This is a genomic window from Rhodovulum sp. HP10, from assembly GCF_047553435.1.
Lineage (GTDB): Bacteria > Pseudomonadota > Alphaproteobacteria > Rhodobacterales > Rhodobacteraceae > Rhodovulum.
Genome location: NZ_CP180201.1, coordinates 2,868,103 through 2,881,459 on the forward strand (window position 1 = coordinate 2,868,103; position 13,357 = coordinate 2,881,459).

A 13,357-nucleotide genomic window follows, 5' to 3' on the forward strand; every position below is an offset into this window, starting at 1 on the left:
GAGGATGCCGGCCGCCCCGACTGCAGCGAAAAACGGCACCGGGTGCAGCCCTGGCAGGCCGCGTCACACCGCCTGACGGCGCGCGCCCGCATTCCGGTGCGATCGCGCCGGTGGAGACCCTCTCCGAACTTCGCTGGAAAGCGCCCCGGTCGGGCGCCTCGCAGCAGCCCCCAAGGACATGACAAGGAGGAAGGCCGCTTCGATCCCGGTTCGGATCGGGCGGCGGCGGCACGGAACCTTTGCGTGACGACGGGGTGAACCGCGCGGTGCCGCCGGTGGAGAAGGCGACAGGGTCCGGCCGCCGGGATGGCGGCCGGTTCGTCTTTCGGGCAGGGCTCAGGCGCCCTGCACCTCGATCCTCCTGACCTGCGACTGCGCCTGGGCCGTCTGCGGCAGGCGGATCGTCAGCACCCCGTTCCGGAACGAGGCCTCGGCCTTGCTGCCATCGACGCCGGGCGGCAGCGGCAGGCTGCGATAGATCGCGCCATAGCTGCGTTCGGACAGGTAATAGCCGGTCTTCTCTTCCTGGCGCTCGATCCTCTTCTCGCCCTTGACGGTCAGGGTGTCGTCGGTGACGGAGACCTCTATGTCCTTCATCTCCATGCCGGGCAGCTCGATCGACACCTCGATGGCATCGGCGGTCTCGACGACATCTGATTTCGCATCGCCTCCCAGCGGCCAGTCGCGCGCGCCGAGGCGGTTCCAGAACCCCTCGAAGACGCGGTTCATGTCGCGCTGCAATGCCGCGATCGGGTTGTCTTCGTCAGTTCCGGTTCCGGTTTTGGGCTCGGGGTTGTGCTCCTTCCGCGCCCAGGGGATGAGATCCCTGATCTGCATGATATGTCCTCCTTTCCATGCGCGATCCGCTCAGGCGGACCTGACGGCGATCTTCTTCGGTTGCGCGGCTTCGGCGCGTGGCAGGGTCACGCGCAGCAGCCCGTCCTTCATCTCGGCCGCGATCCGGTCGGGGTCGACATCCTGCGACAGGGTGAAGGCGCGTTCGTAATCGCCCTCGCCATATTCGGCATGAACCAGTTGCAGCCGTTCGGGCCGGGCGGTTCCGGCGCGGCCGCTGATCGTCAGCACCCGGTTTTCCAGCGCGATCTCGACATCGGACACGGAGACGCCGGGCATCTCCAGCATCAGCGTCACGGTGCCGTCGCTTTCGACGATATCGGCCAGCGGGCGGTAGATGCGGCCGCCACGGGCGGTTTCCGGCGCGTCGGCGGGGCTTTTGTCGGGGGCAGTCATGTCGGTGGTCATCTGGCGTCCTCCTCTCACAAGGCCTTGATCTCGATCCGGCGCGGCTTGTCTTCCTCGGGACGCGCCACGACCACGCGCAGCACGCCATTGACGAAGCGCGCCTCGACCTGGTCGTCGCGGGCGGGGAAGGGCAGGCGGATCGCGCGGCTGAAACGCCCATAGGCGCGGTCGCGCCGGTGCCAGATGGCGCTGTCGCCGAACTCCGGCGCGCGGCGTTCGCCCGACAGCGTCAGGACATTGTCCTTGATCGTGATGTCGATATCCGACGGGGCGATGCCCGGCAGCTCGGCGGTGATCGCCACGGCCTCGTCATTCTGCCAGACATTGACCGCCGGAAAGGCGGCTGTCCGAGCGCCGAGCCTTGCGCCGAGGGTCCGGTCGAGGTCGCGGCCCATCTGGCGCATCAGCGCGAACGGGTCCGCAGCGAATGTGGACGGATAGAGCATGACACGTCTCCTTGCTTGCGTCGGTCGCAATACCGGGGCGCTGATACGCACCGGCGGAGACGCCCCTGGGGGCGAACATGCTTCAGGTCCCGCCGTGCGGCGGCGGTTGATGTCCTGACGACCCCGGCGGCTTTCCTTGCGGACAAACCCCGGCGGTCCGCTCGTCGAGCCGGACCTGTCGCGTGTTCCCGAAAACCCCGAACGGGCGTTTCCGATGCTGATAAAGGAAGACCCGGCCGCACCGTCAAGATCTTCGAAAACGGAAAATCATCCCTATCTCGAAGGGGCAGAGACGGGTGGAAGGCAAGGGCCTGCCGGTCGTTCTCAGCAGGGCGGGGAAGGGGGCTTGCCTTATCCGACTAATTTTGTCAGATTAGGCGCAAGCTCACGCCAGCGGCGGTTTGCGCCCAGCCGAGACCGGAACATCAGGCTTTCGGGGAGGCCTGCGGGCTGCTGGCCGTTGCGGTCGGCCTGCCTGCCGCCTCCCCGGAAACGAAACTGGAGGATCTGCCCATGATGTTGTCCGAAGGCTCTGCCGGTTTCCGCGCCGGCCGTCGCCACGCATTGAAACCGGCCTTTGCCGGGGCATGGGGGCCGCGCCATCCGGGACCTTCCGGCAAGGCTGCCGGCCGGCTGGAGCGCATTGCATGAGGGGCTCCGGCTGCGAGCGCCGTCTCGGGCCACAGGACCGGCCGCTGGCCGAGGCGGGCTACGATCCGTCCGAGCAGGGCGTTCTGACCGTTGCGCGCCACTATTTCCAGAGTTTCGCCTTTCCGAACAGCCAGGCCTGGATCAACGCCTTCGCCAAGGCCGAGGCGATGTTCCCGCCGGGGATGGCCCGGGCGCGGGCCTCCGAGATCGCGGTGGCGGTGCTGGCGGCGGTGCAGCAGATGCGTGCCGCGCGGGGCTCGGGGTTCCGTTTCTCGAACCCGGACTGCCCGGGCTGTGCCCGGATCCTCAGCCCGCATGAGCGCCAGTTCATGGAGGTGCTGGTGGCCTTGCGCCGGGGCCGGCGCAGCCGGGCCCATACCGCGGCGATGCTGATCTGCGAGGGCAATGCCTCCGAGACCTTTCTCGTGGCGATGTCCGACCTGGCGGCCCTGACCGGTGCCCTGCCTTCGGGGCAGGGACAACCGGCCAGGGCGCAATGCGATCGGGGACCGGCGGTTTCCTGACGCATCCCCCCTGTCGACGTGCCGCGGCGGGCAGGCCATCGCGCGCGCCCTGCGGCACATCGGGGTCGGCAGGGGGGCAATTTCCTCCGACACGGTCAGGACGGCCGGGCCCCGGCAAGGGCCCGGCCCCCGTATCAGTGCAGCAGCTGGCCGTGACTGGCGGGGCCATCATTGGCCGGATGCGCCCGCACCAGCCCCAGCAGCGCCATTCCAAGCTCTTGCGCGACCGCGACCGCCTGCGCGGCGGCCTGCGGCTCCATCAGGGCCAGCGCGAACAGGAAGGCATCCTCGCGCTCGCCGACAAGGGCGGCCGCCACCATCTGGGCGAAGGCGTTCTCATCGCCGCCGACCTCGCGATGGGCGGGGCGGTGGCCGGCCATCGGGCGCCGCCCGGCACCCCGGACAAGCTCTGTCACGGCGTCGAGCAGCTCTTCCTGCGCTTCGGCGCGCGGGCCGAGGATCTGTCCGAAATTGCGACGCATGCGAGCCCGGGTCGCGGGGCCGTCGGACCAGCCGCGCAGGCAACGGATCGCGGCACGCTCGAGCGGCGGCAGCTCGTCGAGCGTGGCGACGGGGGCGGCCCCCCGTGAACCGCGATCCGGGGTCATTTCGTCAGGATCAGCTTGCCCGCGCGGGTGATGCGCAGGGTGTAGGCGACGCCGTCCAGCAGGATCCGGGTGGTGATCTCACCATCGGTCAGGACCCGGGCGTCATGCACCGGGGTGGCGCCGGTGCGGAAGCTGTGTTCGGCGCGGCTCATGGGCGGCCTCGCGGGGTTTTCGGCATTGCGGGGGGCATCATGTCATGTCTCCTTCTTGCGGGTGCTCCGGCGGGCAGAGCCTGGGGGGTGAGAGGTGCTGCGGCTATTCTGCGGCGGTTGTGGCGATACCTGCGCGCTCTTCGGCGAGAATTGCGGCAAGTCCCTCGCGATAGGTGGGATAGCGCAGCGCGAACCCGGGCAGGGTCTTCAGCCGGTCGTTGCGGATGCGCCGGTTCTCGGCCCAGAACGCCGCTGCGCCGGGCGGCAGCCCGGCCTCCCCGAACGGTACGCGCGGCGCGGGTGGGCGGCCCAGAAGCCGCGCAGCATGATCCAGAAGCGCATGTGCGGGGGCGGGCAGGTCGTCGGCGAGGTTCACGAGGCGCTGGCCTGCAGGGGCGGACATGGCGGCCAGGATCGCGCCTGCCGCATCTTCGACATGGATGCGGTTGAACACCTGCCCGTGGCGCAGCACGGCCCGGATGCCGGGGCTTCGCATCCGGTCCAGTGCGTTGCGGCGCCCGGGACCGTAAAGGCCGGACAGGCGCAGGATGTCGAGCGCGGCGCCGCCATCGGCAGCCAGTGCGGCCCAGTCGCCTTCGGCGATCAGCCGGGCGCGGGCATCGGCGGTTCGCGGCGCCGGGGCGCGGGTCTCGTCGATCCAGGCGCCGCCGCAATCGCCGTAAATCCCGGTCGAGGACAGATAGCCGATCCATCCCGGTCCGGAACGCAGCGCCCCGGCGGAGACGAGCGCGGCGCGGACCGGACAGCCCCCGGCGCCGGGCGGGACCGAGATCAGCAGATCGGTGACGCCCTCCAGCATGTCGGCCAGACCGGCCCGACGCTCGCTGGCGGCGGTGTCGAAAAGATGCATCCCGATGCCTTGCTCGGCCAGTTCGGCCGCGCGCAGCGGGTCGCGGGTGGTGGCCGAGACCCGGGCGCCCGCGTCGCGGGCGCGAAGCGCCACGAGGCCTGCGCAGAAGCCCGCGCCGAACACGAAGAGATGGCGTCCCGAAAGCGGTCCTGCGGTTCGGATCGTCCTGTTGCGGGAAAGACGGACGGATGCGCGCGGGGTCATGCTGTCGTCTCCTCTGGGCTGCATGCCTCACGGGTGGCCTCACTGACGGAGCGATCGGTCCAGGCGATGAGCCTCGTGGTCATCGCCACCTGCCAGAACCGCCCGGCAAGCGTCAGAGTCAGGGCTCCGGTCCCGGCCGTCATCAACCCCGCTTCCTGCCACTGCGTCAGAAGCGGCGCGGCCAGATCCTCGAAGCGGAGCGCGAGGCCGCATTCCGCAAGCGCCCGCTCGACGGGGGCGGGGTCGAGCCGCCCGCGCTCCATCCCCGCCTTTATCGCGTTATGCACCGGTGCCAGGGCCGAGGGGCGCATCAGCCCCGCCAGCGGCGCCCGGCCGCCCTGCCGGGTGGCCTCGGCATAGGCGTCGAGATCGGGCTGCAACCGGTAGCCATGGCCGTGCAGATTGCCGCCCGCGCCCGCGCCGAAGGCAAGGCAGGCGGCGCCGGACTTGATATCGGCATTGTAGAGGTTGCGTTCGCGCAGGCCGCGCCGCCAATGTGTGGTCGAGATCGCGTCCCATCCGGCCCGCTCCATCTCCTCGCAACCATCGGCGTAATAATGGCCAAGGCTGTGGGGCGCGGCCGGCAGCAGCTTGCCCTTCTCCTGAGCCAGCAGGAGCGGCGTGCCGGGGATCGTCTTCAGCGCATAGAGATCGAGCCCGTCGATCCCCAGCGCGGTGGCCATCCGCAGATCGTCGCGGAAGGTGGCGCGGTCCTGGCCCGGCAGGCCGTAGATCAGGTCGATCACCACTGCGCCGCAATCGGCCGCGACGAGGCCTTCGAGAAAGCGCAGCGTCTCGCTTCGGGTGGATTTGCGGCCGAGACGGCGGCGCACGCGGTCGTCGAAGCTCTGCACGCCGAGCGAGATGCGGTTGACGCCGGCGTCGAAGGCCGCCCGTGCCTTCTCGAGCCCGAAACTGACGATCCGTCCCTCCAGCGTGATCTCGCAATCCGGGCTCAGCGGCAGGGTCTCGCGAAGACTGCCGACCAGCCGGGCGAGATCGCGGGCGGACAGGGCAGAGGGGGTGCCACCGCCGAGATAGAGGGCGCGGATCGGGTGACCCTGCTGCGCCGCCGTTGCTGCGCCGGCGCGCATCTGCGCCAGCACCGCGTCGACATAGGGCGCGCCCGCCTCGCGCCGCCACGGGTTCTGATAGAAGCCGCAGAACAGGCAGTGGTTCTCGCAGAAGGGGACATGGACATAGGCCACCGTGGGGCCCTGGCGCGGCGTCTCGCAGAGCCGGTCCCAAAGCGCGGGCACATCCTCGGCCGGTACCGCGCTGACGCGACCATGGGCATGCGCCCGTATCCCGCCCGAGAAGGCGCCCGCGAGCGGGTCGTCCGAGATGCGGGCGAAGAACGGATCAGAGCGGCTTTCGTCGGACGGTGTCACGTTTTGCACAGTCATCCATGTCCTCCGGAAAGCGGGCAGGGGCCGGGCAAAGAGCTGGGTCCTGTCGTGACGCGTAGCGGTATCTGTGGCGGGGCCGAAATGGCGCCCTTTAACCCGACTCTTTTTATCAGGTTAGAGCGGCGAGGGAAAGAGCCTTGCCTCCGTTCCGCGCGGCGACAGGCGGTCGGCCGCAGGCCCCGGGCGCCGGAGGGGAAAAGGCGGTGGCGGCGGCCGGTCGAATTCTGACTGAAAAAGTCACGGATTGATGTCTGACAATATCTGTCAACCATTTGATTTTTAACAGAAATTTATTGCGTCCTGCGGGCGGAGGCGTTATGGTGAATTCATGGCGCCGCGGCTGGGTGGCGCCTCTGAAAAAACAAGGAGACATCCGATGTCCGCCCAAGCTTGCAGCAGCTGCACCTTCTTCCAGGATCATGCCCTCAACAGCGGCAAGAGCGCCGAAGCCGCCGGGCTGTGCCGGTACAATCCGCCGGTTACGCAACCCGAAGCCGATTCCCGCGGCCTGTGGCCGGTGGTGAAAACCGACGACTGGTGCGGTCACTTCGAACAAGAAAACGCCTGATCGGTCTGCGCCAGCCAGGTCCCTTCGCCGCCAGCCGCTAGTCGAGCCAGCGATGCGGATCCCCAGCCAGCCATGACGTGACAGATCTTGCGAAACGGGGCGGTGCAATGCATCGCCCCGTGGGCTTTTCCGGCTCTGCCCCGAACGATCGCCCGGGCAGGGCGGTCCTATCCGGACAAAAGGGCTTCGAAGGCCGGGATCTCAAGCCCCGGGCTGACCAGAAAGCCCTGACCGAATTCGCAGCCGTTTTCGACCAGCCAGGCCAGTTGGTCCTCGGTCTCGATCCCTTCCGCCACGGTCGAGAGCTGCAGGCTCTCAGCGAGCGCCAGCATCGCCCGGACGATACGCTCGGAGGCCTCGTCCCGGGCATCGAGCTGAGCGATGAAGCTGCGGTCGATCTTCAGTTCGCTCGGGCGCAGCTTTTGCAGATAGGCAAGCGAGGAATAGCCGGTCCCGAAATCGTCGATCGAGATCCGCACCCCGGCATCGGCCAGCCTGGCCAGGTTCCGGGGCGCCTCGCTGGCACAGGTCATCAGGCCGGTCTCGGTGATCTCGAGCAGCAGCAATTCGGGCGGAATGTCGTGATAGTCGAGCAGTGCCAGGACCGAGGGCACCAGCTCGGTGCTTTGCAGCGAACGGGCCGAAAGGTTCACCGAGACCGGCAGCCGCAGCCCGCGCCGTACCCATTCGCCCTGCTGCCGGGCGAACAGCTTGAGTACCCGCAGGTCGAGTGCGTTGTGAAGGCCGTTGGCCTCGGCCAGAGGGACGAATTCGGCCGGAGAGACTTCGCCAAGCTGCGGGTCGCGCCAGCGCAGCAGCGCCTCGGCGCCGACGATCATGCGCCGGTCGGAAATGTCGAATTTGGGCTGGAAGACCAGCCGGAAGCTGTCCTCGCAAAGCGCCTTGCGCAAGGCGCTGAACACCTGCAACCGCCGCTCGCTGGTGAAGCGCAGGCTTTCCCTGAAATGCGAGATCCGGTCGCGGCCGTTCGACTTGGCGGAATAAAGCGCCATGTCGGCGGCGCGCAGCAGGTCCTCGGCGCGGGTGGCATCGCGCGGGGCGTGGCTGAGCCCGGCGCTGCAGGTCAGCAGCACCTTGGTTCCCGCCACCTCATAGGGCGAGCGGATATCGCCGAGCGTCCTTTGCAGCAGACGTTCGGCCTCTTCGGGGGTGCTGTCGGCGATGAAGAACAGGAATTCGTCGCCGCCGAACCGGCCGAGGCAGGCCCGCTCGCCCATGGTGTCTTCCAGCCGCCGGGCGAAGGCCGACAGGATAGCGTCGCCGATCTCGTGGCCCATGCCGTCATTGATGTCCTTGAAGGCGTCGATGTCGAGAAATCCCAGCGCCAGGCCCTTGCCCGCCGGGTCGAGCCCCGCCAGTGCGCCGCGCAGCCTTTCCACGAAGCCCGGACGGTTGGCGAGTCCGGTCAGGGCATCGCGATTGGCGAGGTCCTTGGCGAGGCTGAAGGCAGCATAGAGATCGGACTGGCCGGCCATCAGCGTGCTGACATCGGTCGAGGTTCCGCCGACGGCGAAGATCTTGCCGCTATCGTCGCGAAGCGGAAATTTCTGGATCAGGAAGCTGCGCCGGTCCTCGGGGGCGGCGGCATAGCTGCCCTGATTGCTGATCGGCTTTCCTGCGATCAGCACCTCGATATCGAGCGCGCGCGAGCCCAGCAGCCCGTCGAAGGCGCGGCGCTGCTCGACGCTCAGTGTTTCGGCGCCCTCCAGATAGGCGCTGGCGGCCCGGTTGGCGAAGATCAGGTTGCCGGTCAGGTCGAAGGCATGGATCAGGGTCGAGGTCGAGTCGCTCAGCATCTGCCGACAGCGGCCTTCGCGTTCCTGCCGGTCGTCTGAATGGCGGTCGACCAGAAGCATATGCACCCGGCTGTCCTCTTCGGAACAGGCCGGAAGCCGGGCCAGGTGGGCGCTATAGGACAGATATGCCCCGTCATGGGGCCTGCCGACATGGAGCGGGATCTCGGTGGCGGAGCCCTCTTCGGTGACGGAGGGCGGTGCGGCCAGATAGGCATGCACGCGGCTTCGGGCTTCCGCGTCGAGCATGCGGTAGACGGAGCGGTTGCAGAGCTGCTCGGTCGCGGAACAGCCGAACACGGCGGCCGCGGCCTCATTGGCCTCGCGCACCACCCCGCTCCGGTCAAGAACAACCGCAGGCAGCGGAAGGCGTTCGAAGAGGGTCAGGTATTTGCGCCGCTCCCTTTCCGAGACGGCCTGCGCCTCGACCAATTCCCGGTTCTGCATTTCCAGCTCGAGCTGGATCAGCTCGAGCCGGTCGGAATGGTTTGAAGCGGTCTCGGGGCCGCAGGCCGACGCCTGACGGGGGAAGGCCTGGAGCTCGAACTCGAACGATTGCCCGGAAGGCCGGCGGGAAGCTTTCCCGATGTCACTCGTCCTGTCGTCTTCTGCGGCCGGCAGGGGGGCCGGCGCATTGTATCGTCCCATTTCCGGCACAGTCCTCGGCGAAGTCACGCTAACCGTCCGGACTGTCCTCCGACAAAGCTAACGATCTATTGAACAACTTTAGCGAGACTGCTGATTCAGACTGGTTTTTTTAAGACTTAGCCGCCGTGACGTTGCGTCTTTTCGCGAGTATTGAGGCTGGCGCCCGTTCCCTTCCGGAGCCATGGGTCGATTTCGACGTGCCGGATCACCGCCCCGACCGCGCTTCCGGGGACCGGGGTAGCCGTCATGCAGACCCGGCGCCCTTCGGTCGGTCCGTGACAGGGATATTCCACCGAGAACTTGGGCTGGCGGCCCTCGAGAACCGATTTCAGCCCCTCACGCGCCCGCAGGGCGAGGCCCGGATCCTCGGGGTCGAACGGTACCGGCAGACCTTGTGGCGGCATCAGGCAGGCCGCGAGGTAATTCCCGCCGGGGCTGCAATGATCCGGCGCGGCATCGCCGCCTGAATGGGCGCAGCGCTTCCAGGCCTTGTTGACCAGCGTGATGGTGCCGTCGGCATCCAGGGCCGCGACAGGTTCGGGCATTGCGTCGATCACGCCCCGTAACCGCGCGAGATCGCGATGGGCGGTGACATCCCTGAGCGTCACCAGGGCGCCGCGATGACCCGAGGCCTGTATCGCATAGGGCGTGATCCGCACCCGATACAGCGCGCCATCCTCGGCCGTGGTCTCGCGCTCGAAACCGGCTTCGCTGCGGATCGTGTCGCGGATGTCTTCCAGCAGGTCGGGATAGTGCAGCTTGTGGGCGATGTCGCAGAGCGGTTGCCCGATATCGCTGTCGCGCAGCTTGAAGACCGAACAGGCCTCCGGCGAGAAGCGGGTGATGAGCAGCGCCTCGTCGAGGAACACCGTCGCCACGCCCGCCGACTGGACCATGCTGCCCAGATCGGCATTCAACCGGTTCATCAGGGCCATCTTTTCCTGATAATCGGCATTGAGCGCGTTGATCTCTTCGTTGACCCATTGCAGCTCTGCGTTGGCGCCCTGCAATTCGTCGTTCGAGGCGAGCAGCTCCTCATTGACCGATAGCAGTTCCTCATTCGAGGTTTCGAGTTCCTGGATCGTGGCCTCGAGATCGGCCCGGGTCCTGTCGAGTTCGCGTCCGAGACCGTCGATCCGGGCCTGGGCCTCGGCCGGCAGCTCGACTGGCTTGCCGCCTTCCGGGCTGTTCTGCGATGCCTGACCGAGCCTCTCGAAGCTCAGCAATGCGCCAGAGCCGGGAGCTGCGGCCGGCAAGGTCACCGCATGCAGCCGCAACAGGCCGTCCGTCCCGGCAAGCGGCATCTCGACCGGATCCGAGCTCCGGGCCGTGTTGCTGGCCATCGCCAGATCGAGCAGGCGGCGTGCCGTGGCGACCAGCGCTTCGGGCAGGATCCGGGCCAGTTCTGGACCGGCCACGCCGGGGCGGGACGGGAGGAACGGCCGCAGGTCGCCGAAGAGATGGATCGCCTCGTGCCTGTCATTGACCATGATGCAGGGCAGGGCGCAGGAGCCGGGCGAGGCTGTGGCTGGCCTGTCGGAGAGCGGGGCGCGGCTGCGGGGGGAGGGGGGCTCTGCGCTCATTGTGGGGCGGATCTCCGGATCACCGTCGCCGCCGGCCTGAAGCGGGGGCAGCCTCCGATCATGGCGGGACGAGGTTTTCAGCGAGGACAGGACGAATTGGCCCGATGGCCGTGACGAGACCCGGACAAAGACCTTGTGCCGGGCATCGACCGGCTGAAACCCGTTCTGAAGGCTGGACAGGGTCTCGCTGCTGCCGAGGAACAGGTGACCGGATTTTCGGATCGCATATTGCAGCCGCAGCAGCGCGTCCTTCTGTGCGGCCGGACGGAAATAGATCAGCGTATTGCGACAACTGACCAGATCCATCCGGCTGAACGGCGGGTCCGAGAGCAGGTCGTGACGGGCGAAGACCAGCGACCGGCGCAGCGTGTGTCTCACCTGCAGCCTGCCGCCATCGGTCCGGAAATAGCGCTCCATCCGCTCGGGGCCGATTTCTGCGCCAGCCGAGGCCGGGTAGCTGCCCGCCGAGGCGACTTGCAGGCTGTCCGGGTTGATGTCGGTGGCAAAGACCTTGATCCTCGGCTCTCGCCCGGCCTTGTCAAACGCCTCATGCAGCAGCATCGCGAGGGAATAGGCTTCCTCACCGGTCGCGCATCCCGCCACCCAGACCCGCGCGGTCTGGCCGGGCGGAAGCGTCTCGACGATCCCGGGGATCACGCGGTCCCCGATCACCCGGAACGCCTCTTCGTCGCGGAAGAAGCGGGTGACCGAAATCAGCAACTCGCGGTTCAGCGCCGTGACCTCGCCGGGCAGGCTCTGCAGCAGCGCGGCATAGCTTTTCAGATCCGGCTGGCCGAGGACCTGCATCCGCCGGCCGATCCGGCGCAGGACCGTCGAGCTCTTGTAAAGCCTGAAATCGGTGCCCGTGGCGTCCTCGAGCGCCTGCAAGATCGCCTCGCTCTCTTCCGGGAACGGTTGTTCGCGGGCCGCGGGCTCTGGCCCGAGGGGGATCTGCGGCGGCCATTGCCGACGGTCGAGCGCGCGCCGGGCAAGCTCGGTCGCCGGCAATCCGGCATCGACGATCCCGGCGCGGCGCAGGCCGGCCGGCATGGCGTTGCCTCCCGCTTCCCCGCTGTCCTGGCTCAGGGCCAGCCCGCCGGCGGCGTTGATCGCGATGGCGCCGCGGCTGCCGTCCGGGCCGGTGCCCGACAGAACGATGCCGCAGGCCCGGGCGCCGCATTCCCCGGCCAGGGACGTGAAGAAGATGTCGATGGGGAGGGCCGGACCGTCACCGCGCGGGGCAAGCCGCAGCAGGCCCTTCTCGATCCGTACCAGCTTGCCGGGCGGGAGCAGGTAGACATGGTCGGGGGCAATCCGGGTGTCGGTCTTCATCATCTCGACCGGCATCGGGCTGTACCGCGCCAGACGCTCGGCCAGCCGGCTTTCCTGCCCCGGTGCGAGGTCCTGGATCACCACGAAGGCGGCCCCGGACCCGGCCGGACAAGTCGCGAAGAAGCTCTCGAGCGCCGAGGATCCGTCTGCCGGAGCTCCGATCCCGATCACCGCTGCGACATCTTCTGGAGGGAAACCGGAGAGGCGCGGACGAGGATCGGCTTCGATGTCCATCAGGAACGCGTGCCCCGCTTTCTTCAAGCCCGCGCCTGCGGCCGATCACGTCAATCAAGCCTCGCGCTCGATCCTCGCGACCGTTCTCGCATACGACCGGGGGTTGATCAACTGCTTTCAGGAACAAGCTTTTTGCATCGCGGCATGGTTGCTGCGGGGGCACAGGTCATGCCTGTCATGCCGTCGCGGGCCCGGTTTTCCGGTGCGGCCGCGATGTCCTCTGGCATGGCTGCGATGCGGGGCCAGGGCAGGACAGAGGACATCTGAAAAAGCAAGGACACCTGCCGCAGAGCGGTCGGTGTCCTGCTGAGATCGGATGGGGCGGACGAGGATCCGTCGCCGGAATCAGGCGGCCCGCGAGACCAGAACCTCGTCAACCTGCTTTTGCGCGCCGGCCTCGTCCATGCCCGCAACCGCGGCCACTTCGCGGGTCAGCCGTTCGAGCGCGGCCTCGTAGAGCTGCCGTTCGGAATAGCTCTGCTCGCGCTGGTCGTCGGCGCGGTGAAGATCGCGCACCACTTCGGCGATCGAGATCAGGTCGCCCGAATTGATCTTCTGTTCGTATTCCTGGGCGCGACGCGACCACATCGCGCGCTTGACCTTGGCCTTGCCCTTCAGCGTCGCCATCGCCTTCGACACCACATCGGGGGTCGAGAGCGAGCGCATGCCCACCTCGGTCGCCTTGTTGGTCGGCACCCGCAGGGTCATCTTGTCCTTCTCGAAGGAGATGACGAAGAGCTCGAGCGGGATGCCTGCGATTTCCTGCTCCTCGATCGACACGATCTGACCCACGCCATGGGCGGGATAGACCACGTAATCGTTGGGGCGGAACTCGGATTTCTTGGTCTTTGTCATTCAGCACTTCCTCGCATAGACCGCAGGGGCAGCGACAAGAGAAAGGCCCGTGCCGGTCGGCATCCGGCTCATCCAGTCTTTCGGCGCTGAAAAACCACACCGCAGAAGGTTGATTCTGCGTGTGGTTTAAGGGTTCGGTCTGCCACTTTGTAAAGGAACCATAACACAAAAAACGCCCTACGGAAAGCGTTACGC

The 13,357-nt window shown here is 67.6% G+C and carries 12 protein-coding genes; 2 read left to right on the plus strand and 10 right to left on the minus strand.

All coding sequences use genetic code 11. The features are described 5' to 3' along the window. Positions 1 to 336: 336 nt before the first annotated feature. Genes ACK8CO_RS13520 through ACK8CO_RS13530 form a run of 3 tightly spaced genes read right to left on the minus strand, consistent with a single transcriptional unit; the run spans position 337 to position 1,709 of the window. Positions 337 to 837 (minus strand): Hsp20/alpha crystallin family protein, encoded by a 501-nt coding sequence (locus ACK8CO_RS13520; RefSeq protein ID WP_414896950.1) that lies wholly within the window; start codon positions 835 to 837, stop codon positions 337 to 339. Positions 838 to 867: 30 nt separating this feature from the next. Further along, positions 868 to 1,263 (minus strand): Hsp20/alpha crystallin family protein, encoded by a 396-nt coding sequence (locus ACK8CO_RS13525; protein ID WP_414896951.1) that lies wholly within the window; start codon positions 1,261 to 1,263, stop codon positions 868 to 870. Between the two features lie 14 nt (positions 1,264 to 1,277). Then, positions 1,278 to 1,709, minus strand: a complete 432-nt coding sequence (locus ACK8CO_RS13530) for an Hsp20/alpha crystallin family protein (RefSeq protein ID WP_414896952.1) — start codon at positions 1,707 to 1,709, stop codon at positions 1,278 to 1,280. A 647-nt stretch (positions 1,710 to 2,356) separates the two neighbouring features. Between ACK8CO_RS13530 and ACK8CO_RS13535 the strand changes: the two genes are divergently transcribed. Beyond that, a complete protein-coding gene (locus ACK8CO_RS13535; protein WP_196774267.1) occupies positions 2,357 to 2,884 on the plus strand; it encodes a hypothetical protein in 528 nt (175 codons plus the stop codon). A 134-nt stretch (positions 2,885 to 3,018) separates the two neighbouring features. Here the strand turns inward: ACK8CO_RS13535 and ACK8CO_RS13540 are convergent, their stop codons facing one another. The 4 genes from ACK8CO_RS13540 to hutW form a co-directional block, all read right to left on the minus strand. Continuing rightward, the gene (locus ACK8CO_RS13540) at positions 3,019 to 3,492 is read right to left on the minus strand and encodes a hypothetical protein (RefSeq protein ID WP_080617367.1); all 474 of its coding nucleotides are present in this window, start codon (positions 3,490 to 3,492) and stop codon (positions 3,019 to 3,021) included. After that, complete coding sequence (hemP, locus tag ACK8CO_RS13545; protein ID WP_080617366.1) at positions 3,489 to 3,644, minus strand: hemin uptake protein HemP; 156 nt, start codon at positions 3,642 to 3,644, stop codon at positions 3,489 to 3,491. The genes ACK8CO_RS13540 and hemP overlap by 4 nt, the downstream gene beginning before the upstream one ends. Before the next feature lie 103 nt (positions 3,645 to 3,747). Beyond that, complete coding sequence (locus ACK8CO_RS13550; protein WP_414896953.1) at positions 3,748 to 4,719, minus strand: NAD-dependent epimerase/dehydratase family protein; 972 nt, start codon at positions 4,717 to 4,719, stop codon at positions 3,748 to 3,750. Continuing rightward, the gene (hutW, locus tag ACK8CO_RS13555; RefSeq protein ID WP_414896954.1) at positions 4,716 to 6,125 is read right to left on the minus strand and encodes a heme anaerobic degradation radical SAM methyltransferase ChuW/HutW; all 1,410 of its coding nucleotides are present in this window, start codon (positions 6,123 to 6,125) and stop codon (positions 4,716 to 4,718) included. Before hutW ends, ACK8CO_RS13550 begins: the two co-directional genes overlap by 4 nt. Positions 6,126 to 6,504: 379 nt before the next feature. Between hutW and ACK8CO_RS13560 the strand changes: the two genes are divergently transcribed. Further along, positions 6,505 to 6,696 carry a hypothetical protein gene (locus tag ACK8CO_RS13560; protein WP_042459562.1) on the plus strand — a complete coding sequence of 64 codons (192 nt, stop codon included), beginning with the start codon at positions 6,505 to 6,507 and terminating at the stop codon, positions 6,694 to 6,696. Positions 6,697 to 6,863: 167 nt separating this feature from the next. Here the strand turns inward: ACK8CO_RS13560 and ACK8CO_RS13565 are convergent, their stop codons facing one another. From ACK8CO_RS13565 to ACK8CO_RS13575, 3 genes are all read right to left on the minus strand, one after another. After that, positions 6,864 to 8,957: a putative bifunctional diguanylate cyclase/phosphodiesterase gene (locus tag ACK8CO_RS13565; RefSeq protein WP_414896955.1), complete on the minus strand. Its 2,094-nt coding sequence runs from the start codon at positions 8,955 to 8,957 to the stop codon at positions 6,864 to 6,866. A gap of 317 nt (positions 8,958 to 9,274) precedes the next feature. Next, complete coding sequence (locus ACK8CO_RS13570) at positions 9,275 to 12,244, minus strand: CheR family methyltransferase (RefSeq protein ID WP_414896956.1); 2,970 nt, start codon at positions 12,242 to 12,244, stop codon at positions 9,275 to 9,277. A gap of 408 nt (positions 12,245 to 12,652) precedes the next feature. After that, on the minus strand, positions 12,653 to 13,162 hold the full coding sequence (locus tag ACK8CO_RS13575; protein ID WP_080617359.1) for a CarD family transcriptional regulator: 510 nt from the start codon (positions 13,160 to 13,162) through the stop codon (positions 12,653 to 12,655). Positions 13,163 to 13,357: the final 195 nt, after the last annotated feature.

Excerpts from the sequence above, each read along its gene's own strand:
- ACK8CO_RS13525 (WP_414896951.1), bottom strand. The coding sequence starts at position 1,263 with ATGACCACCGACATGACTGCCCCCGACAAAAGCCCCGCCGACGCGCCG.
- ACK8CO_RS13565 (WP_414896955.1), bottom strand. The coding sequence starts at position 8,957 with ATGCAGAACCGGGAATTGGTCGAGGCGCAGGCCGTCTCGGAAAGGGAG.
- ACK8CO_RS13520 (WP_414896950.1), bottom strand. The coding sequence starts at position 837 with ATGCAGATCAGGGATCTCATCCCCTGGGCGCGGAAGGAGCACAACCCC.
- ACK8CO_RS13535 (WP_196774267.1), top strand. The coding sequence starts at position 2,357 with ATGAGGGGCTCCGGCTGCGAGCGCCGTCTCGGGCCACAGGACCGGCCG.
- ACK8CO_RS13560 (WP_042459562.1), top strand. The coding sequence starts at position 6,505 with ATGTCCGCCCAAGCTTGCAGCAGCTGCACCTTCTTCCAGGATCATGCC.
- ACK8CO_RS13575 (WP_080617359.1), bottom strand. The coding sequence starts at position 13,162 with ATGACAAAGACCAAGAAATCCGAGTTCCGCCCCAACGATTACGTGGTC.
- hutW (WP_414896954.1), bottom strand. The coding sequence starts at position 6,125 with ATGACTGTGCAAAACGTGACACCGTCCGACGAAAGCCGCTCTGATCCG.
- ACK8CO_RS13550 (WP_414896953.1), bottom strand. The coding sequence starts at position 4,719 with ATGACCCCGCGCGCATCCGTCCGTCTTTCCCGCAACAGGACGATCCGA.
- hemP (WP_080617366.1), bottom strand. The coding sequence starts at position 3,644 with ATGAGCCGCGCCGAACACAGCTTCCGCACCGGCGCCACCCCGGTGCAT.
- ACK8CO_RS13530 (WP_414896952.1), bottom strand. The coding sequence starts at position 1,709 with ATGCTCTATCCGTCCACATTCGCTGCGGACCCGTTCGCGCTGATGCGC.
- ACK8CO_RS13540 (WP_080617367.1), bottom strand. The coding sequence starts at position 3,492 with ATGACCCCGGATCGCGGTTCACGGGGGGCCGCCCCCGTCGCCACGCTC.